This is a genomic window from Paenibacillus sp. FSL E2-0190, from assembly GCF_037992965.1.
GTDB lineage: Bacteria > Bacillota > Bacilli > Paenibacillales > Paenibacillaceae > Paenibacillus_AQ > Paenibacillus_AQ odorifer.
Genome location: NZ_CP150306.1, coordinates 5,089,254 through 5,109,938 on the forward strand (window position 1 = coordinate 5,089,254; position 20,685 = coordinate 5,109,938).

The 20,685-nt window shown below is 41.4% G+C and carries 18 protein-coding genes and 1 pseudogene; 1 reads left to right on the forward strand and 18 read right to left on the reverse strand.

Going from position 1 to position 20,685, the window contains the following annotated elements:
• The first annotated feature begins 56 nt into the window (after window positions 1-56).
• Window positions 57-254, forward strand: coding sequence for a hypothetical protein (locus tag NST25_RS22545; protein WP_076130220.1), 198 nt, complete (start codon window positions 57-59; stop codon window positions 252-254).
• A 140-nt stretch (window positions 255-394) separates the two neighbouring features.
• Here NST25_RS22545 and NST25_RS22550 read toward each other — a convergent pair whose 3' ends face one another.
• The 18 genes and pseudogenes from NST25_RS22550 to NST25_RS22635 all read right to left on the reverse strand — a co-directional run bounded on the left by NST25_RS22550 (window position 395) and on the right by NST25_RS22635 (window position 20,533).
• The gene (locus tag NST25_RS22550; RefSeq protein WP_076184220.1) at window positions 395-970 is read right to left on the reverse strand and encodes a dihydrofolate reductase family protein; all 576 of its coding nucleotides are present in this window, start codon (window positions 968-970) and stop codon (window positions 395-397) included.
• A gap of 199 nt (window positions 971-1,169) precedes the next feature.
• Window positions 1,170-2,642, reverse strand: a pseudogene (locus NST25_RS22555) (amidase family protein).
• Between the two features lie 28 nt (window positions 2,643-2,670).
• Window positions 2,671-3,129 (reverse strand): GNAT family N-acetyltransferase, encoded by a 459-nt coding sequence (locus NST25_RS22560; protein WP_340392517.1) that lies wholly within the window; start codon window positions 3,127-3,129, stop codon window positions 2,671-2,673.
• A 154-nt stretch (window positions 3,130-3,283) separates the two neighbouring features.
• Window positions 3,284-4,393, reverse strand: coding sequence for a hypothetical protein (locus NST25_RS22565; protein WP_340392518.1), 1,110 nt, complete (start codon window positions 4,391-4,393; stop codon window positions 3,284-3,286).
• 114 nt (window positions 4,394-4,507) lie between these two features.
• Window positions 4,508-5,572, reverse strand: a complete 1,065-nt coding sequence (locus tag NST25_RS22570) for a serine hydrolase domain-containing protein (RefSeq protein ID WP_340392519.1) — start codon at window positions 5,570-5,572, stop codon at window positions 4,508-4,510.
• A 202-nt stretch (window positions 5,573-5,774) separates the two neighbouring features.
• Entirely contained in the window at window positions 5,775-6,959 is a 1,185-nt protein-coding gene (locus NST25_RS22575; RefSeq protein WP_340392520.1) for a glycosyltransferase, read from the reverse strand.
• Window positions 6,960-7,181: 222 nt separating this feature from the next.
• Complete coding sequence (locus NST25_RS22580; RefSeq protein ID WP_076194975.1) at window positions 7,182-7,805, reverse strand: HXXEE domain-containing protein; 624 nt, start codon at window positions 7,803-7,805, stop codon at window positions 7,182-7,184.
• Window positions 7,806-7,828: 23 nt separating this feature from the next.
• A complete protein-coding gene (locus NST25_RS22585; protein ID WP_076184227.1) occupies window positions 7,829-8,410 on the reverse strand; it encodes a TetR/AcrR family transcriptional regulator in 582 nt (193 codons plus the stop codon).
• Between the two features lie 183 nt (window positions 8,411-8,593).
• Window positions 8,594-9,034, reverse strand: a complete 441-nt coding sequence (locus NST25_RS22590) for a DUF6678 family protein (RefSeq protein WP_081386470.1) — start codon at window positions 9,032-9,034, stop codon at window positions 8,594-8,596.
• A gap of 95 nt (window positions 9,035-9,129) precedes the next feature.
• The gene (locus tag NST25_RS22595; RefSeq protein WP_076281344.1) at window positions 9,130-9,573 is read right to left on the reverse strand and encodes a GNAT family N-acetyltransferase; all 444 of its coding nucleotides are present in this window, start codon (window positions 9,571-9,573) and stop codon (window positions 9,130-9,132) included.
• A gap of 177 nt (window positions 9,574-9,750) precedes the next feature.
• A complete protein-coding gene (locus NST25_RS22600) occupies window positions 9,751-10,605 on the reverse strand; it encodes a hypothetical protein (protein ID WP_340392522.1) in 855 nt (284 codons plus the stop codon).
• 736 nt (window positions 10,606-11,341) lie between these two features.
• The gene (locus NST25_RS22605; RefSeq protein ID WP_076130208.1) at window positions 11,342-11,800 is read right to left on the reverse strand and encodes a hypothetical protein; all 459 of its coding nucleotides are present in this window, start codon (window positions 11,798-11,800) and stop codon (window positions 11,342-11,344) included.
• A gap of 916 nt (window positions 11,801-12,716) precedes the next feature.
• Complete coding sequence (locus NST25_RS22610) at window positions 12,717-13,856, reverse strand: DUF4367 domain-containing protein (protein WP_081387989.1); 1,140 nt, start codon at window positions 13,854-13,856, stop codon at window positions 12,717-12,719.
• Window positions 13,838-14,386 (reverse strand): RNA polymerase sigma factor, encoded by a 549-nt coding sequence (locus NST25_RS22615; protein ID WP_076279283.1) that lies wholly within the window; start codon window positions 14,384-14,386, stop codon window positions 13,838-13,840. The genes NST25_RS22610 and NST25_RS22615 overlap by 19 nt, the downstream gene beginning before the upstream one ends.
• A 948-nt stretch (window positions 14,387-15,334) precedes the next feature.
• Window positions 15,335-16,504 carry an MFS transporter gene (locus tag NST25_RS22620; RefSeq protein ID WP_340392523.1) on the reverse strand — a complete coding sequence of 390 codons (1,170 nt, stop codon included), beginning with the start codon at window positions 16,502-16,504 and terminating at the stop codon, window positions 15,335-15,337.
• Between the two features lie 23 nt (window positions 16,505-16,527).
• Window positions 16,528-17,346, reverse strand: coding sequence for a helix-turn-helix domain-containing protein (locus tag NST25_RS22625; RefSeq protein ID WP_076194965.1), 819 nt, complete (start codon window positions 17,344-17,346; stop codon window positions 16,528-16,530).
• Between the two features lie 1,258 nt (window positions 17,347-18,604).
• On the reverse strand, window positions 18,605-19,360 hold the full coding sequence (locus NST25_RS22630; protein WP_340392524.1) for a phosphotransferase: 756 nt from the start codon (window positions 19,358-19,360) through the stop codon (window positions 18,605-18,607).
• Between the two features lie 249 nt (window positions 19,361-19,609).
• Window positions 19,610-20,533 carry a helix-turn-helix transcriptional regulator gene (locus NST25_RS22635; protein WP_076130257.1) on the reverse strand — a complete coding sequence of 308 codons (924 nt, stop codon included), beginning with the start codon at window positions 20,531-20,533 and terminating at the stop codon, window positions 19,610-19,612.
• Window positions 20,534-20,685: the final 152 nt, after the last annotated feature.

The following is a 20,685-nucleotide window of genomic DNA, read 5'->3' on the forward strand; positions in this document are numbered from 1 at the left end:
CCTGAATAACCTCAAATACGTTAAAGTATTATACAAATCCACAGGAGGTTTTTAAAATGAGATACAGTGCTGCAGGCGCACCAATAATCTGTCCTTGCTGTCAAAACGATACTTTTGATCTGGATTATAAACTGCTTAACACAAGCGGCGCATCATTTTTAGGCTTTGACTGGGCGAACAAAAACGCTGCCATCCTTATTTGTAAGCGATGCACCCATATTTCATGGTTTATGAAAGAACCAACATCTGATTAGTGTTTGGTAGAAATAAAGTATTAGACTGGATCCATTAAAAGAAGCAGCGGCGGACCAAGACTTGATAAATAAAGTCTTAGACTGCCGCTGTTGTCGTTCCATTAACGTTCCACGTGAGCGTAATCACCTTAAGTGAAAAGTCATCTTACCGTCTGGTAAACGAGACCTATGGCTCCAGAATCAAAGGTCTTGTTTTCAATTAGCTTAAGATTTCTCTTCTCCTTGAGACCTTGGAATAATGGCAATCCCTTACCGATCAGGACGGGAGAAACCGTAATTTTATACTCATCAATTAAATCAAGCTGCATAAGGTGGTGTGCGAATCTAGGACTGCCGAGGATGACCATATCCTTGCCGGGCTGCTGTTTGAGGTTATTGATCTCTTCCTCGACAGCTTCCTTCACAAGTCTGGAATTATTCCATTCGACTTTCTCCAGCGTCGTGGAAAAAACGATTTTGGCTGTCTTTTCGATCCACTCGGCATGATTCCGCTCATACTGCGAAGCTGATGGGTTCGAAGGGACTGATGGCCAGTAACTGTGCATCATCTGATAAGTCCCGCGTCCCCAAATGACAGTGTCGGCAGTACTCAGAATTTCTTTCGCATGGTTCTCCAAATCAGCATCGTAGGAAACCCAGCCAATGTCCATCTCACCATTCGGCCCTTCTACAAAACCGTCAAGCGATGCGTGAAGAAATAGAACGAGTTTTCTCATTTTCAGTTCTCCTTTATTCATGAGGGGTATCTACATTAGACATTAACTACATTTTAGCAGATTTCTACTTGGTTTATTTCTTATGGATTGCTAATCTCAAACGCTTTTTTCTCCACTTTGGTATTTTTATCCACATTAACATATTAGCAAACGTACGTTCGTTTGTAAATGCACCTTTTTCTAATTTTCAATTCATCTTTCATTTCTTTAGAGCCGGCATTTTCCTGTGTTTCGTTTGTTGTTCGAATGCAAATGCAATCCGAATGAGTGTCGGTTCACTAAATGCCGTTCCTGCAAATGTGATCCCAAAGGCTCTTCCATTCTCTTGAAAGCCTGCGGGCACTGCTATAGTTGGATAACCTGCTCTAGCACTTAAATCAGCTCCGACATAAGCAGGAAACAGGATTGCATCCAATCCATACTTTTCTAAAGCATGATCGATCCCCATATTTTGCGAATAATATAAGTCAGAGATAGACTCTACTATATATTCCGAATGATTCAACGGTTTATCTAGCTGTGATCGATAGTTCAGCATATCTTGTCCATATTTCAAAGCCTTTTCCGAATTCCGCTCGTTCCATTCCATCAATTCATTTAGGTTATGGACAGGAAGTTGAGCCGGAAGGTTATATAAGTAATTTTCAACGGAATGCTTAAATTCAAGATTCATTTTGTTATATTTCCACTCTCTATGGAACGATGGAATATCTATATCTTCTATTATGTTGGTTCCAGAACCTTTTAATTTAGCCACAGCATCATTAAATAAATGTTCATCATATTCACCCATGTCACAATAATTCTTAGGTAGAGCATTTCTAAAAACGCCTATGGTCGCTTTATTTAATCCGTCTTTATCCAAAAATGCTGTGTAGTCCATAGTAGAATATTCATTTTTCCAAGTAGCAGGATCACTTTCATCTTTTCCCGTAAGCGCATTTAATAAGATCGCAACATCTGTCACATTCCTTGCCATAGGTCCAGCTGTATCCTGAGAATATGACCATGGAATTATGCCTGATCTACTTATTAGACCTACAGTTGGCTTTAAACCAACAATTGCGTTTTGCACAGCTGGACTTAAAATAGAGCCAGACGTCTCTGTCCCCACGGCTACTGTTGAAAAGTTGGCTGCAACGGAAGCGGCAGAACCCGTACTGGAACCTCCCGGAAAATGATCACCGTATGGATTTTTGGTTTGTCCTCCTATTGAGCTATACCCAGCTCACATGGATGATGACATCCCATTTGCCCATTCCGTCATATTTGTTTTTGCAAGTATAATGGCCCCAGCATCCCTTAGTTTTTGGACAAGAAAAGCATCGTTCGAGCTAACATGGTTTTCCAAAGCTAATGCGCCCGCAGTTGTATGCATTTTATCATTCGTTTCAATATTTCCTTTCAATAATACAGGCACACCATGTAGAAGACTTCGTGCTCCGCTTAATTTCCTTTCCTGATCTAATGCCTCGGCAATATAAATCGCATCTGGATTCATTTCCATAATAGAGTTTATCATGGGACCACTCTGGTCAAACGTTGCTATCCGATACATGTAATACATAACAAGTTCCCTAGAACTAACATCCCCTCTATCCATTGCATCCTGCAGTTCGAGTATCGTTATTTCTTCACTCTTTATTTTTGCTAATTCGAAGATATGTTCCATGATAACTCCTGCTTTCCATTTGGGTCATTTATGTAATAGTGTCATGTTCATATATTTTGGTGGGCCGTCCCCACTCGAAGTTATCCAGACCTATCTCCTTAAATCCATATTTCTCATAATAAAGAATATGATCCGTCGCCAAGTAGACTTTTGCATAACCTAGTTGCCCAGCTATTTTTCTGGCATGCTCCAACAAAACGGCTCCTAGTGCTTTGCCCCTCTTACTTTCGTCAATAAACAATGGCGCAATCCAAGGTGATAAATCTTTTCGAGTTATAAATTCCTGCTCAATTAATTGATAAAACCCGATGATTACATCATGTTTCAACAGCAAAAATGTAAAAGGGAACTCCTCATCTTTTGAGATTAAACTTTCTTGTATATTGGGGAGCACAACTTGTTGTACTTTTGGCCACCGTTTTTTGACATACTCAATAAGCTCATTTTGACGAAGAGGACATTCTTGTAAGGATTTAATATCTAGCATCTAACCATCCCTTCTTGTAAAAAGAAATTCCTATACCCATGCCTGCTCTCACAATAGTCATCCACCAGCTCTCAAAATACAGAGCAGCAAGCCCCGAGTGGGGCTTGCTGTAGGTTGTAAATACTAAAGTAGTTTATAACGCTGGTTCACTTCATTACTTGGAAACCGGTGTATAGATCAGGCAGCGCAGAGTCTTCTCCGGATAGCGCAGCTCTACCGTGTAGGAGCTACCGTCTTTCAGTTTGACCAAGACCGCTACTACTCCGCTTTTGTCATATGCACTGTCTTTAATGATAGAGGTGCTGGTTATCGCACGGGTCTCGCCCTGCTTGTCCACCACAATGGATTTAGCGGCTTGAAGCCAGCTGGAATCCTGGCTAATCTGTTTATTCATAGCTGCTGTAATCGGCGTTCTCTTATAGGACAGGTCCACTATCGTGGTATCAAGTACGGTCCCGCTCTTTGCATCCACGAACGTATTATACATGAAATAAGACTTATCCTGAGCCTGCAGTGTCTCTGCACGGTAAGGTAGAAAATTAACGAACCATTGCCCTTTCGAATCAGGAAAAGGTTTATAATATGAGGTCTGAGCCTGCAACTTTGAGAGATCGACACCGAATAGACGGCTTACGCTCTCTTCTGCTCTGCGTAGGGCTTCATCCTGACTGATGTCCTTCTTATCTGGCTGTGCCACGACAAGATTGAGGCTTACCACATAATTAAAGCGATAATTCCAGTCGATCAATTGCAGCATTTCTTCATCAGTCAGTTCGCGCTTAGGAATTACATAGGTAAATTTGCTTTGATCCAGATAAAATTCGGAACTCCCTGATTTCAAAGGTAGCTTCTGCTGGGGCCGTAAGCCATCGTACTTGTATTGATCATCCAATAACATCCGCCGCTTATTCTCCTGGTCCGTAAATTGCCGCGTAAGCTGTTCATCCTTGCCAGTGAGCCTGGCCTTCTCTGCATACTCATTAATCTGCTTAATTTCTTCAGCAGTGACTGTGCGCTCAAAATACGACTTGATCGTCGAGACCGGTGTTTTCGTTGCAACCTTAAGTACCGGGATCTGGCTGCTCGCCAGTTGAACAGCTGGCTTCTGGTTGAGTTCTTGCGTGTAGGAAACGTTCGCTTGAGACACATTCTGGTTCACTGTAGTATAAGCGACGATTTTGGGCACTGCCAAAGCAGTGAGGGCTAGCAGACCACCGGAAATCGCGATCACCCCGAGGGCTGATTTCACATTTTTACTCTTCATTTCTCATAACCTCCATAGTGTAAGTGGGCTTGACTTACATGTACTTTAAGATACGAATGTTATAAAGTACGAAGCCCCTTGTTATGAAGTTGTAAAATCATTTACAGACTCGTTTTAAATATTGGAGCCAAGCAACAGATCAAGGATTGGGAAGCATACACTGCCCATGTTGACATAGTCACAATTACTCATAACAGAAATAGCGATTTTTTTATCAGGAAGCAGGAACAGATTGCTTAAGAATCCAGTATCCCAGCCGGAATGTGAGAGAATACGAGAACCCTTATATTCTCCTAGAAACCAGCCCAATCCTATCTGTGCATTTTCCGGATCATAGCCCGTTTGTGCATGAGGTTTCCACATTTCATTATAGCTACCTGGCTGGAGGACTTCATTGCCGTTCCCGGCTGTTCCACCGTTTAGATGCATCAGCAGATATTGGCACATATCTTCGGCATGGGTATATAAAGTGGAGCTAGGTGCATGAGCCCTGTTATATGGAAAAACACTACTAACGCAGCCACCACATTCATGGGTAGCTCCAAGCACATGAGGTGCAGCAATATAAGCTTCAACCTCCTGTTTAAGAAAAGAACTGGACTGCATTCCTGTCGGTTTCAGAATATTTTTTTCCATATACTGCTCGAAGCTCATATCGCTGACTTTTGCTATCGTATCTCCCAAGATCTCATATCCTATATTACTATAGGCAAATTTCTCTCCCGGTTGGCTTAACAGCTTGTGGTGACCTATCCCTTTTACATATCGTTCAAGACTTTGCTCGTCGTATTCAGGGCGTTCCCACGCGTAATCTTCCTCATCAGGCATACCAGAGGTATGATTCATAAGCTGTCTTATTGTTATATTTTGATACCGCTCATCCTCTAACTTAAAATATGACAGGTATTTAGTGATGGGAGCATCCAATTCTACCTTACCACGCTCAACTAATTGCATAATGGCGGTTGCTACGAAGGTTTTGGAGACAGAGGCTTGGTGAAACAAAGTGCCACGAACTACAGGATCACCCGTCGATAAATTTGCCGTCCCATATTCACCAGTAAACAGAACTTGGTTGTCCTTTACGATTCCGGCCGCTAATCCCGGAAACTTTTCATTTTCCACAAGCTTGATTAGCATTTCATGCAAACTATCCTCTAACTTCTGATTCGTGTACATTTTGACCTCCCCAATGACAATAAAGCAGCATTTTCAATAAATTCACCCATACAAATAATAACATCTTATCAACCCTTTATCTGGTAATAAATAATTATAATCAAATAAACAGGCGCTTACTTGAAAAGGCAGCAATTCATTCCCTGAGCTTCCGAGCCAGCCTCCAATTAGAGGACCCACAACGCGTGGTCTTCCTACCTTGCTAATAATATCCACGAATCGTCTTCGCCTGCCCTTCAACAATCATAGATTTTACAGCTGAAACAGACGGCTGCCGCAGCTTGATAACCTCTAAAGCCTCAGTAACGATAACATCCGCGGCTGATTTCCGGGAAAAGTTCTTCATATCCTGCACCTTTTCATCCCTGTACCCCAGATGCTCCAATCTCTGAAGCTGCTCTACTAACTGCTCCCCGTTTCGGGCAATCTCTATTAAATTGTGCTCAGACAACCATTCTGCATTACCTGCCTCCTGCCCGGGGAGCGGACGATAGACAATTACAGGAAGTGCTAGAGCCATCGCCTCAGTCAAGGTAATCCCCCCTGCTTTGGTCAACAGACAGGAGGATATGCACATTAGCTCCTGCATTTCTTCTGTATAACCCCGTATATGTACCCGAGGATTCCCTTGAAAAAGCTCTTCCGTAGCCATCTGGAGCTTATGATTATTCCCGCACAATACCATTACATCGAAGTTTGATAGCTGCAGCGCCCTTATTATTAAATGGTTAATATCACTCAACACGCCGTAAGCCCCTGCCGCAAGTAATAGATAATGCCGATTTCCATCTAGTCCATGCTTACGTAAAAGGGCTTCACGTTCCTGAGTCTGTTCAAAAGCTTCACGAATCGGAATCCCGCTAACCACAAGCTTTTCTTCAGCAATACCTAATGACATCAGTTCTGCTTTCATGCTTTCCGTAGCGATAAAATACTTTGTGGTTTGTGGATGAAGCCATCTGCCATGAACCACATAATCCGTCATGACAGTGAAAAGGGGGATCCGTCTCCCCTTTGTTGATGCAAGCTCTGCAGCGGCCAAATAAGGAAAGGTATGAATGATAATATCCGGTCCGATCTCGTCGATGATCCTTTGCACTTTCCGCTTGCCCATAGAATGAATCCATCTGCCCATGAACTGGTCTGGGTTCATCTTGCTCGTCAACTTGTACACTAATCCATAAAATTCTTGAGTATAACCTGTGCTGTTCAGGTAGAATCTGCGGGACAGCTCATTCAGAGTAGGGTAGACTGCAGCGAAAAGATCCAAGGTGACAATCCGGCTGATCCCTCTACTTCTAAAAGAATGATCAATCGCTTCTGCTACTTTGAGATGCCCGTCTCCAAATACCGAAGTTACAATAAGCACTTTAGGATCTGTGTTCATGAGAAAGCTCCTTTTTTGCTTGGCCTTCTCTAACTCTAACTCTGAATCGTAAACAGATAGTGATGAGATCCTCAACAGAATATTAACTTCAACATTTTCATAGCGCGAAGCAAACGAAGAAATCCGCAGAAAAAAACACAGTGCATCAACCTCCAGTAACGATAGGATTAATGTTCTGTGTTTAGTTAAAGGCCAACGAACCTTCTGGTGGGTTATGAGGAGCTACTTATGAAAAGACCATAATTGCTTTTGCGAAAATTTGTGAATGGAGTTTTTGTTTTTCATCCATGTATTTCCTTTCACTATTAAAATATAAACAGCTATGGCAAAATAAATTGCGCTCCAAATCCAGTCTGAGAGGGTTATTAAATGATGCTCATATAAGTAGTTGATGTACCAGATCCCCACCGGCAAATGCACAAAAATTGCGGAGACTAATCCTGGATTATACATGCTTTTTGCTCTTATATTAATGACGACTCCATGGAAAATGATTTGGAAAAAGCCCATTAAAACAGGTGCCATCCCCAGCCATACTACTGACGGGAAGAATACAGGGAGCAAGTAGAACACATAGGCGATGACCACATTAATAATCATTGCCGACTGTTTATTTAATGGATAGTTGTCAGGGGATTCACTTTTAAAAAGGGCTATATTGAATATGCCTGGAAAGTACCCTGGCCAGCGGTATTCCTCAAATTGATGAAGAAGGATCGCCACAAAGCTTAACCATAATATGCTGTTTATCCGCGGTATTGTTTCCCAATTCATTAGAAGATACATGCATATAACAATGCCAATGAATAGTCCTATATCCTGCCAATATTTTCTTAAAAAATTCATTTAATCACCTCAATCTGAGTTTATTAATGAAAGTATCTTGCAAAGAGCAGGTCAATCTGTTCCTCTATAGGTGCTATCTTCACGGAAGCTCCTGTTTCTAGAATAGGACTCATAAGTGCCGGTAGAAAAAGCGCTCCAAAAATCTGCATCGTCATGGTCATCAGGTGCTCTGGCTGCTGCTCATCGGTTAACTCTCTTAAAGTATTTTGTATCTTAGGAAACCCCAATAGATTCAAAAATGATCCATATTCATGCTGGGAGGAGAAAACGGTCTTGCCCATCAGGATGATTCTGGAGAGCAATTCGGGATATTGAAGGATCACTTGCAAATAATCCAGTAAAAATTGCCTCAATCTATCTCGTGAGGATATAGAGAAATCGTCAAGTATGGCAAAGGTATGCTGAAAGCTGTTCAATATCAATTTGATGGACTCGCTAAACAAGTTTTCTTTGGACCCAAAGTAATAGTTAACTAGAGCGACATTCGTGCTTGAGGCTTCTGCAATTTTTTTTATAGTGATCCTTTCAAAGCCTTCTTGTTTGGTCAACTCCAGTGTGGCACGCATAATCTTCTCTTTTGTTTCCAACTTTTTGTCTGTCTCCATACGCAACCTCCAAGTATATTTCCTTTGATTTAAATAACATTTAAAATAACGTTTAAATTTAGTATAGCAATCTTTTTCCTTTTTGCAACTTTTATTTATCCGAAATCAAACCAAGTTTAAATGAAAAAGCAGCCGGTTGTTTGAGCGGCTGCTTACATGTTTTTATTAAATTAACGTTTCCTGTTAGCTTAATTGATTACCTTTGAAAAGTGAGTCTGTATTTGATATATATCCATAAATGAAAAATGTATTATTTTCTTCTCTATACGGAATTCTTAATTCATGTAAAATCGAAAGAAATTCTTTACTTATGTCAATTAATTCAGGAGGAAGCAGATTCCCCTTGTGCTTCTGATACCTTGGTCTAACCCGTATCCATTCTACAGAAAAAAAAGGTGAAAGTCCTTCTATCCAATCCCCTAAATACCAGACGTCGTTTTCGAAGTTCTCTGGATAAAGTATATCGTCTAAGACATACTTAGCTTGATATGGAGGGGTAAAAGGTAGTTTATTTAGTACATCACTTTGTAAGTTTCCCCACTTAGTGTCATTCATAACTGAACATAGTTGTTTCTGTTTAATAACTTCATGTACCCTTTTTTTAAAATCCTGTTCATAACCCACAATCAAAAATCCTCCTGAATAAACAACATAAATCCCACGCTGACCTGCCTGTGTGTCATTATTGAGTTATCGTTTCCCGGTAAATTAATTCAAAATTAGTCAAGTTTAATAATCTTATCAAAGCAGTATGAATCTTTGTCATAGCCATTATGCACATAGAAAGCATGGGCGTCGATTCGCTTAAATCCGCTACATAAAATAATACTTGAAATTCCCATTTCTTTAGCATAATTCTCAGTGTGTCTTAGTAGTTCTGTACCTATCCCACTATGCTGTAATTCCTTTTTAACGGCAAGCCCTTGAATATGTAGATAACCATTCGAAGACCCTACGGATAACGCCTGAACTATAGTGACAAAACCAACCACTTCATTTTCAAATAATGCAACGAATGTTTTATAATTCCCAGCCTTATTCATGTTTTCCATAGTAACTCGAAAATTTTCAATATTAACATTGCGAACACCAAGTACATCATTCCATAAAAAAACAACTTCAGTGTAATCATTTGCTACAACTTCTCGTATCTTAATTTCCATCGCCCCCTTATAGAAATATTCAAGCAAAGGATTCGACAATTGATGAAGCAATCCTGCCCGTTACTTCAACAAATAAAAAAGGAGCATTGCCATGGCAATGCTCCTCAGCTATCGTTTCCCGTAAGCTTGATAGATTGCCTCTTTTTCAGCCTGCAATCCCTAGAATCCAATCTCTCATTAGTTTGTTGATTTATAATATTCTGATAAAATGCCCTCTAAAACTTGCTTATAATCGTTTTTATTATAAGAAGAGTTATCAACTTTTATCTTGGTAATGTTTAATCTGGTAAAAATCTCTTCTTCTAGTTCCCTTCTTGCTTTAAGAACCTGCAGTGTTCCATCTAACCCTTTATAATTTTGTGTTTTTCCATACCCCTGGTTCGTGTAATATTCAATAAATCCCTCTGACCATTCCTGAGGTCTTTCCTTTACAGCCTTTCTGAAAGAATGATCAAGATCATTCTGCTGTACGTATATCAACAATGGATTCAGCCGCTCTACAATTGTTGCCAGTTCAATAACATAACTTATAACGTCTTCCTTCTCCGCACCATGTTTAATCATGCCTATAGTTACAGGGTTTTGTATAAAACAACAATCAAAAACAAAGGTGTCTGCGCCATACAAAACACGATCCGCAAACTTCGTCCATCGTTCTGTTATCAGTTTCCTATTTTGATCTAGCGGCAATTCATAAATATCATGTTTAAAAACTGCGCGATGCAATTCATCTGGAAAACTTGACCAGACTTCACTTTTTATTTTCCGATATTCTAGGAAGTAATCGTTATCTTGTTGAATCATTAGATTACTCAACAAATCTTTAAACTTTTTATGGGTATTCAATAATTCATCCCATTCAGTTTTCTTAAAGAAAGCGACTCCATCATAATCAGCAGGATGTTCCAAATTACCTTCTAAAAATAGCTGGGATGTAATGTTCACTTCCGTAAGAATTTCATGAACGAGCTGAGCAGTTGTTGTTTTACCAGATCCTGGCATTCCCTCAATCAAGACTAATTTCGATCGCATAATAAATTTCCTCCACTCGCTAGTAGAAGGATAAACAGGTAGGAATCAATAGAGATGCTGTTTCCCACAAATAAAAGCGGATACCATCAGGTATCCGCAGGATGGGTATATGATACACCTTTCCCTGCACACCTTGTAAGATTAAAGAAAAGCACACCTAATAAAATAGTGTAATCACTATTTCAGGCATTCTTTCAAATTGTTAATCTTTACAGAGTATTCCACATGATAAGGTTTATGCTCCTTTGTTAGCATCTCTATCGTTTAGATTAACAGTAAGCATAGGTAAATACAATCAGGGACTTTCTAAACAATCCTGCCCGTTAGCTTAACGGAACTTCGATATTATTGTTATTATCTGATTTAGGATGAAGACGATTTTCTATCACAAAAAAATGATTAAAAATACCTACTACTCGTATTTTGTTATCTGCCTCTCCAAAAATTTTTGTTTCTGCTGTCATAAAAATAATCTGATGTGTGAGACTTGATGATTTCAAGTCATTAATAGTATGAAAGCAATTTGAGCTTTCGGAACTGTCACATTTAAGACCGTGAACCTTATGGAGGTAATTATCATAATATTGACTACTTGGTTTTGTATAAGCCATCACAAATAATAATATGGAAACGATTAGAAAAGCATATTTCTTCTTGATAAAGGCACCTCATCTCTTATGGATAATCGTACTATATAATACCGCATTTAACTGCCGAATAGTGCTTTTGAATACACTTATATCCACGTTTGAAACGATTTATTGACCATCTTAACATTGTTCATTTTTGCCCAACTCTTTAAATCCGAGATACCTTTATCTTCATCCTTTGAATACCTAAATGCCATATCTAATGGGACGATCTTCCTCCTGTAAGGTAATATCCCAATAACAGGTTTAAAGTACCCCCTGGTCATTATCACTTTAATATCCTTTGAATTAATAATATTTCCATTTAATATAATTTGCTCATTGGATAGGCATAACTCCGTTGGTTTCTTAAAAAATGTTCTGTACAATGCGAGTAACAATAAAACTAAACACAAAAGAACCACAGTTAACGAAGTGTAGAATACCCCCCTCTGATTCCATAATCTCAATCCAAGAATAGATTGACTCGATATAAGAGCAATCATGCCTATAATAGTTCCAATTCTGGATGGATTCTTAACTGGATATTTTATTTCCGTCAACATGGCTCCCCCCTGTTCAAATCCCATACCTTAGAATACCACATATTGGAAGTATTCTGCCCGTTAGTTGAACATAGGCAGCCGATCCATTGACCGACTGCCTGTGTGTCGTTATTGAGTTATCGTTTCACGTTAACGTAAAGTTAAGGTAATGAATCGACATGTGATTCGACTTCAAAAATAAATTCTTTGAGCTTATCGCAGTCAAACCAACCACTTTTTTCATTGGTTTCATAAAGCACTTGAATTTTGCTGCTGGGGCAGTGGAACGCTACGTAACTTCCCCGTCCAAGATGAGCTAATGCCTGCACTAGGGCTTGTTCAGCATCTTTCCATGTTGCAAAACCGGCTTTGAGGCGCTACCGTCTCCTTTGTGTAACAGGATGTTTCCCGAGTTCAATCGTGTATGCATAGGTTTCATTCTTTCATTTGCTGATACAGCCTCGCATCGTTATTCAGCCTCCTCGTTGATTTTCAGTCGTGTTACACTTGTACTGGAAAACAGAACAGCGGGATTGTCGTTATACATAGAGGACAAACTTGAACCACTGAAGACGGTCTTTATGTATAGAGGGCAGACTTCGAGTGTTACATTGCGCAGCAGTATAGCACACTGTACCCACTTGAGGTTTGCCCTTTTTTTGAAACTGGTTTTCATAATCCATCTTTTCCAGCTCTAATTATGCACTTTCTCTGGTTTAGCCCCTCCATGCTGCTCCTTATTCCGAGAGGCTATAATCTGCATTATCTTGCTACATTGCTACATTAATAATATGAATCGGAAGTTCATATGAGAGCAATGCAAGAATTCTTATAAAATCTCACGAATATGCAGTGCTTCGCATATGCAAAAAACGCTCGAGGGCTGTCCCGCTATCATAGATAGCGAAACAGTCCTGAGCGTAATATCTGTGTTCGTTTAATTCATCATACTGGCAGCAATACGGATGACCTCATCCTTGGTCAACTCAGATTTCTCCTGGCGAACCGACACATTATAGATGATCTGCGCTTCCGGGTCAGACCAGACTAGTCTATACTTATACCCCAGGTCAATCTTTTCGTTGCTGGAAGGTTCGAGATAAATGAGCTGCTTGCCGCCAATATCAATATTCTCCACCTTTGTCGTTTTGGTCCACATCAGGCTTTCTACCGGTGTAGCTTTTTCATCAACACGTGAGGCACTGATTCTCACCTGAATCTTCCCCTTCTTGTACACAAGTGTAGAAGAATCATAGGCAATATTCTCCGCCTTCTCCCGTTTCCAAGTCATCCGGAAGTTGTCTCCTAGGTCTATCTCGCTTTCACCTTTAAACTGCTTGTCATCTTCGACCTTTATAAAAGAAGGCTTGATAAACGCCTCGTCCAAGGTATACCCGTCCGGCATATATCCCGGTTGCTTCACTTCGGGAGCGTGGTGCTTCTCAACACTAGTCTTATAAGTGGAATAGTCCTTGACTATGATCGGCGGGCAGTATAACCCAAGATGAGATTCTTCTTTCCCGTCTTCACGTTTGATAACATAGGTGGCATACTCTCCAGGAAGCAGCAACTTCTCAATGGCATTGTAGCCCTTTGCATATTTCATCTTGTAGAGTTCATCCTCTTTGCTCAGCTGCGCTTTGGCCGGCCAGGGAATCAAGGGTTCATTCGGCTTCTCTATCATTCCACCTGATTTCGTTGCCAGAAGTGGCTTATAGGGCAGCACCTTGTACTGAATTTGGGCCCCCTGCCGGAGTTCACCGGAATACTGGGTATAACCGCCGCCCAACAAGACCATTACAAGTAGTGCCGCCACCCAGCCCTGCACCGGAATCCGCAGGATTCTCCTCCGGCTCCGCCCCGTTCCGGCTTCTGTCTTTAGCCTGCGCATAACGTTAGGAGCCCCTTCGTTTGGCGGAAGTGTCTGCAGAGGGGTCTGCTCTTCTGCAGCAGGTAAGATCCCGCCAAGCCCGAGCGCTGTCATTACCTGTTCATGAACATCAACGGGGATGAAATTGGCGGACCGGTCTCCGTGCTTCAGAAACCGCTCCTCCGAGGTTAATTCACTCTTGTCCATAGTTGTTTCTCCTTTCTCTCCAACACCTTTTTAAGCTTGCCTTTGGTCCGTTCATATCTTTTGCGTACGGTAGCCGTACTGACACCCAGAATTTCGCCGATTTCCGCAAACGATTTATCTTCATAAATACGCAGAATCAACAAATTCCGGTCTTCCACATTCAGCTTCCCCAGGGCGGTCGAGACTGGCTCGCTGAACAGACGGTCCTCGACCATTTGTTCGGCACTGTTCACCGCAACCTCCTGCCAGAGCAGCTTGCGCAATTGAAACTGAAATTTCTGCCGCCGCAACTGATTCAGACAATGGTGGTACGCGATCTTGTAGAGCCATGATACGAAATCCGCCTGCGGCTTGTATTGCCCGATATTCTGATAGGCCTTAATCAGGACATCCTGCACCGCATCCTCCGCCTCTTCCCTGCTGTTCAGCATCCGGAAGCAGTAGAGGTATATCCGCTGCTGGTACAGCTTGATTACATCTGAGAACAGGCGGGCATCTCCGGCCTGTATTCTCCTAATCTTCTCTTCCATAGAATCCACGTTGGTCTCCTTTCTTCTATTTCTTCTGTTTCTATAGATATAACACTTGAGTAGCCTCAGGCGTGACATTTATTTCTTCCGGCTGCACAGCAAATGAAACCTACAGATGAATCCCGGTTGGTGATCCGCTTGAACATGTGCATCACCTTCTCAGCCAGGTTCCCGTTTTTCCAGTATTGGGATGCATTGGCATGGACCTTAATCAGAATTACATCCGGGTCATCATAGCCGGTCTTCAGGAGCGCCCCGCAAATAAAGGCAGGACCAACATTGGTGGGGGTTGGCGGCAGTGACTTTCTCTCGCTGGACTTTCCTAGGGATCGGTAACGTAAATGGAGTTACACTTAGCTTAGCTGGCAGCTGACAGCAGCCTGACTCCACGATATAGAATCCGGTACTTTTACTACAAGCTAGCCGCTCTGGGCACCCTTGAACCCCTCGCGGACAAGAACACCAAAATACTTTTGGCCGACAAACTTCTCGCCATGAACTATCCAATAGTAACGATAGCACGTATCGTGATCCACTTTTCTCGTCCTAAATATGCCAATCTGGTCGTAATAACGCAGTGTCATCTCCTATCTACAACATAATGTGAGTATACAGTTTCCCGTGCTGAGAAACGTCAATGATGCTTTTATTCATTCGAGAAATTACTCTTAGATGAACAAAAGCAGCCGATCGTGTTGATCGGCTGCCTTCTTGTTTTTATTAAGATATCGTTTCACTCTAGCTTAAAGTTCAGGTAATGAATCGACATGTGATTCGACTTCAAAAATAAATTCTTCGAGGTCATCGCTTCTAATATCTGACAGTAATCAAATAAACACTCAACATCAGCTCTGTCCATTAAATTGGAATGCTGATACTCAGTCCCAGATGGCTCTGGAAAAATTCGGCGATAAAGTTCTCTTTGTCGTTCTCCAATCCATTTCTTATTTAAACCATAGTAGTTTTAGTCCTACTGCTCATTTTTTTAAATAGTAAGCTAGCAAGAAGTAAAGCTATGCATACAGCGGCAAAACCCAACCAATTCAAATATAGGACAGAGGTACGACTGATGACTAACCCGCCTAATCCAGATCCCAGTGCAAAGCCAAATTGGATGAACGAAGTATTTACACTAAGAGCAATGTCCGGATTTCGAGGCGCCAGAGTAACCAGATATAGTTGCTGGGCCGGGGAAATACTCCACGTTGCTAACATAAAAATCATTAAAACCAAGATTAAAACCAACAAATTGACTCCGGCTAGAGCGAATAAAAGCAGTGTCGTCCCTTGTAACAGGAGCCCGAGACAAATGGTGAATTTCGATCCCTTTGCATCTGCCAGTTGTCCGCCCAGCTTTGATCCGACAAAGCTGTAAATGCCCGCCAGGAACAGAACACCGCTAATTTCGGTCATGGAAAGAGAGGACGTGGCTTGCAAGAAAGGCGTAATATAAGTAAACAGTGTAGAATAGCCGCCGACATAAAATAACGTAATAACCAAGGCCATCAGAATGGTTGGATTTTTTAAAATAGAGAGCTGCATTCTGAGGGTAACCTTTTCCTCTTCTTTGATTGCCGGAACCTTTTTATAGATGATAAGTAATGGAAGAATACTTAATAATCCGATTAAAACAAATAGCACTCTCCATCCAAACATCTCACTAAAAAATGTGCCCACAGGAACACCAAGCACTAGTGAACTGCTAAGCCCCATCAAAATGATACCGATGGCATTGCCCCTTTTTTCTTTTTCAACGAGTCGGGTCGCTATTGCCATGGCTACAACGGTAGCGACTCCTCCGCTAGCCCCTTGGATAATACGTATCCATAGTACTGTTTCATAAGCAAGATCTACAAACATAAGTCCATTGCTGGCAATAAACACACCTAGGGTGATCATTAGTAGTTTCTTGCGATCTGCATTGATCGTTAATGCAATCAAAACCGGAGCGACAATGGCTGCAGAGAGGGCAAACACAGTCACCAATAATCCAACTTCAGAAGTAGATACTCCCAAGTCCACAGCAATCATCTCAATAACTCCTGTAATAATATATTCAATGGTTCCAATCAGAAAAACAGCCAGTGCCAGAATATAAATGATCCGTTTATTTTTCAATTTCCCCCACTCCACTTCTTCTGTTATCTATTTATAATGGGAATTTGTATTTCTATGAATTGTGCATCTCGTTCTGGAGATAACGGTAAATATAACTCCCTGCCCGGTTCGTTCTCCTTGATCTGATAGTTGTTTTTCTCAATCCATTTAGCTAAATGAACACAGGCCGCACAATCAAAACTAGTATTTGAATGAAAAGCCATTGTGGCCATCATCGGTTCAGGAGGAAGAGTCCGTAGCTGAAACGGTTCTGGAAATGATCGCAGCTCACAGGTTAAAAAATACCCGACTTCAAACTCAAACTCATCCTCTTTTCCTTCGACTTCTTTCCACAAAACAACCTGAGGGCCTTGAATGAATTGACGATTTTCCGTCGTTATAAACTGATCAAATTGACGAAGCAAATCCGGAATGTCCTCTTCTTTCCCGCATGCTTTCTGATAAAGAAACAATTGAGCACCCTCTGCTTTGACTCTGATTTCTTGACCCGTTTCGAATTGCCCCTCTTTTTCTATAAGCTGCATACGTTCCTCAATCCTGACGAGTTTAGCTTGTTCCGTATCGATGATATGCTGGATTTCGCTTCTTTTCAGCTTAAACATGCCTTGAATATTTTCTAATGAAATATTTTCCTGAAGCAGCTGTTTAATTTGAGGCAATGTAAAACCCAATTCCTTATAGATTAAAATTCGGTTGAGCTCAAGGAGCTGATCTGCGGAATAGTAACGGTAGCACGTATCCTGATCCACTTTTTTCGGCCTTAGTATGCCAATCTGGTCGTAATAACGCAGTGTTTTTAAGGATACCTTGCTTAGCCTAGAAAATGCACTAATTTTGAACAAAATATCATCTCCAATCTATAACATAAAGTGAGTATACAGTTTCCCGTGCAGGGGAAAGTCAAGGATGCTTTTATTTATTTGAGAAATTACTCTTAGATGAACAAAAGCAGCTGATCGTGTTGATCGGCTGCCTTCTTGTTTATATTAAGCTTCTTTCCAAGGTTTAATTGGTGCGTTATAAGCCAATAAACGTTTTCACCTTTGCCCATCCTTCAATTATCGCACGGTGTATCTAGGTTGGGCTATAGGTAGCTAATTCCACGCACGGTGTAGATAGCTTGAGCTATAGACGGCTAGTTTAAACACTGGGTAGCACGTTTAGGAGCAAATTTGGCAGGCGGCGTTCTTTTCACCAACTGTTCGGACTCAGTTGCTCTTATTTCCATAATTCAGCTCGTTTTGCCACAATATTGGACTCAGTTGCAGCTATTCGCTCAAATGTACTTCTTTTCTACGCAAATCAAGGGCAATAAGAGCTATACAGTCCGAAATCTTCGTAATATGAACCCATATGCTAAAATAGCTGCAATACAGTCCGATACGATCAAGATCGCGCAAAGGGCAGCTAGTTTCGAGACATAGGCGGCTAGTTTGAGCAACAGGTAACAAATTCTGCGCACGGAGTAGCTAGGTTGGGCTATAGGTAGCTAATTCCGCGCACGGTGTAGATAGCTCGAGCTGTAGTTAGCTAATTCCGCGCACGGTGTAGATAGCTTGAGCTATAGGCGGCTAGTTTAAACACTGGGTAGCACGTTTAGGAGCAAATTTGGCAGGCGGCGTTCTTTTCACCAACTGTTCGGACTCAGTTGCTCTTATTTCCACAATTCAGCTCGTTTTGCCACACTATCGGACTCAGTTGCAGCTATTCGCTCAAATGTACTTCTTTTCTACGCAAATCAAGGGCAATAAGAGCTATACAGTTCGAAACCTTCGCAATATGAACCCATATGCTGGAATAGCTGCAATACGGTCCGATACGATCAAGATCGCGCAGCTGGTTGATCGTGATTTGAGACAACGTTTCCCGTTAGTAGAACAAATTACTCCCAGTAAGGAGTCCCACTAAAAAGAAATTCTTTTTTATTTACATATAACTTAAATTCCCGACTTGCTAATCTACTAATGTGACTGGGTAACCACTCATTAGATTCAGGCAACCCAAGCCAAAAATTCATTGTTTCGAGTTGGGCAGCTACAAAGAAGCCATCTAACTGTTGAACATAGTTATGAGGCAGGCCGAATTGTTTGGCGTATGATTCTAGCAACTGGCTTCTGAACGCTGGGTGTAAGAAAGTGCCCAACCTAAATCGAATAAATAATATCCGAACCCGCAAGCTCCAAAATCAATGGCTCTAGCTTCTTGTTTATGAAACACATAATTACTTGGAATCAAGTCTGCGTGAATTATCCCCCAGTTGCCAGGTGTTCTTTCTATATCGTTCATCATTAAAATTGCACGCTCACCAGCCAATTGCAGAATTTCCACATCATTTTTATTGAGCTCACCACCGTCAGCAAGCTGTTTGAGCTTTTCTAATGATTGTGAAATTCTAGTATTATCAAAGGATGGTCTAGTAAATGATTGCGGAACCTTCCAAATAGATGATTGTTTATGAAGCTTTCCGATCAATTCACCTACGCACTCGGCATCATTGACTGTTGGAACAAATTGTTTTTGTTCACCCTCTACCCATTTTACCAATGTACAGTTCATGTCAGCTATCTTAGTAACATATTCACCAATGTTATTTTTTATAGGTGACGGTAACACCAGATCAGTATCATTTATTAATGATTGCAGCCAAATCATTTCTGAATGAATGACTTTTTCCTCAGACCAAATACTTTCCATCGAATCATTTTTTGATAGATGTATCCGCAAACTATAGCAGTTACTTTCCTTATCTGTCACTTTATAGATGGTGTTTGCATTTTGGCCAATATGAGCTATTGATTGATAAGTAATCGAATAACAAGTTAATGCTTCTATTGCAACATCATGAGTATTTAACATGTTCTCCCCACTCCCCCTGAAACAACCGAATAAGGACATCGTACCATGACTTTTTCTAATAGTTCGGGAGAGAACTCTTATATTTATATTTTATCCACCACTTAGTTTATTAAGGTAACTTGCCCGTTAGTTGAATAAAGGCAGCCGATCACATTTACTGACGGGCTGCCTTTATCGTGTTTATGGAACTAGCGTTTCCCGTTAGCTTAATGCCATTGCCTATGCATCACCAATCTCCGATATACGTGTCTACTTTACTTTATTTAATAAGTTTGTCACCATTCTACTCAATGTCCCTTGATCGACGAAGGGAGCAAGGCTTGCCAGCAGATCTGGGCTAAGATGTTCAGCTTCGACTCCACTAATTAACTTCTCGAGATTTTCCCTGTCCAGAAAAGGTGCGAGGCTTATGATCCGGTTAGCATCAATAGTGCCATCTGCAACCCGGTCTACCAAGCGGCTTAACGTTTCTCTGCTAATAAAGGGTGCCAGCCCTTGAACGAAATGCCAGCTCAAGCTACCCTCTTCTGCTTGTTGAACCAACCGATCTACATGTTCTCTTTCAAGAAACGGGGCAATTCCAACAAGATTGTGCACTTCTAAGGAACCGTCAATCGATTTATCTACCAGTCGGCTTAATGTGTCGCTGCTGACGAACGGAGCGAGTCCAGTAATGGCATTCCACATAATTTCGCCCTCTTCTGCCTGACGAACCAGTTCATCCAATGTATCTGTTCCAAGGAACGGAGCCAGCCGCATGATCACGTCTAACTTAAGGACGCTGCTGTCTAATCGTTCTGTAACCTTATGCAGAGCGCTTGCTTTTACAAACGGTGCTACTTCTACAAGCTCTTCCACCTTCATCTCACCGGTATTGACCATCTCTGCAACTTGGTCCGGCCTGTTCTCTGCGATCTCCTCAACGATCGTTCCTAGGTGCTGGTGCTCCCGATTTTCTGAGTTGTCTCCTGCATTTAAAATGTCGTCTACCGTTTTGCCGAATAACCTCGCAAACTGCGGAAGCGTTCCGATATCCGGTAGCGAGTCGCCCCGTTCCCATTTCGATACCGCTTGATGACTTACATTCAGTTGATCGGCAAGTTCCAATTGGGTCAAATCCTGGTCTTTGCGAAGCTTCGAAATATAAGCTCCAATTTTACGCAAGTCGAGCATTGTATACCTCCAATAAAACAAAATGTACAGTGCGCACTGTCGAAAACAGCATAGCATTTCCTCAAACGCAATCCTATCAAGCGGTGGTTGAATTTTCATAGGCGCTTTATTCAACTGTCGGTAGAATTCTCCACTTTTGTCACTTTCATTTA

Coding starts and splice junctions, on each gene's coding strand:
- NST25_RS22545 (WP_076130220.1), top strand. CDS start 57: ATGAGATACAGTGCTGCAGGCGCACCAATAATCTGTCCTTGCTGTCAA.
- NST25_RS22550 (WP_076184220.1), bottom strand. CDS start 970: ATGAGAAAACTCGTTCTATTTCTTCACGCATCGCTTGACGGTTTTGTA.
- NST25_RS22560 (WP_340392517.1), bottom strand. CDS start 3,129: ATGCTAGATATTAAATCCTTACAAGAATGTCCTCTTCGTCAAAATGAG.
- NST25_RS22565 (WP_340392518.1), bottom strand. CDS start 4,393: ATGAAGAGTAAAAATGTGAAATCAGCCCTCGGGGTGATCGCGATTTCC.
- NST25_RS22570 (WP_340392519.1), bottom strand. CDS start 5,572: ATGTACACGAATCAGAAGTTAGAGGATAGTTTGCATGAAATGCTAATC.
- NST25_RS22575 (WP_340392520.1), bottom strand. CDS start 6,959: ATGAACACAGATCCTAAAGTGCTTATTGTAACTTCGGTATTTGGAGAC.
- NST25_RS22580 (WP_076194975.1), bottom strand. CDS start 7,805: ATGAATTTTTTAAGAAAATATTGGCAGGATATAGGACTATTCATTGGC.
- NST25_RS22585 (WP_076184227.1), bottom strand. CDS start 8,410: ATGGAGACAGACAAAAAGTTGGAAACAAAAGAGAAGATTATGCGTGCC.
- NST25_RS22595 (WP_076281344.1), bottom strand. CDS start 9,573: ATGGAAATTAAGATACGAGAAGTTGTAGCAAATGATTACACTGAAGTT.
- NST25_RS22600 (WP_340392522.1), bottom strand. CDS start 10,605: ATGCGATCGAAATTAGTCTTGATTGAGGGAATGCCAGGATCTGGTAAA.
- NST25_RS22605 (WP_076130208.1), bottom strand. CDS start 11,800: ATGTTGACGGAAATAAAATATCCAGTTAAGAATCCATCCAGAATTGGA.
- NST25_RS22610 (WP_081387989.1), bottom strand. CDS start 13,856: ATGGACAAGAGTGAATTAACCTCGGAGGAGCGGTTTCTGAAGCACGGA.
- NST25_RS22615 (WP_076279283.1), bottom strand. CDS start 14,386: ATGGAAGAGAAGATTAGGAGAATACAGGCCGGAGATGCCCGCCTGTTC.
- NST25_RS22630 (WP_340392524.1), bottom strand. CDS start 19,360: ATGTTAAATACTCATGATGTTGCAATAGAAGCATTAACTTGTTATTCG.
- NST25_RS22635 (WP_076130257.1), bottom strand. CDS start 20,533: ATGCTCGACTTGCGTAAAATTGGAGCTTATATTTCGAAGCTTCGCAAA.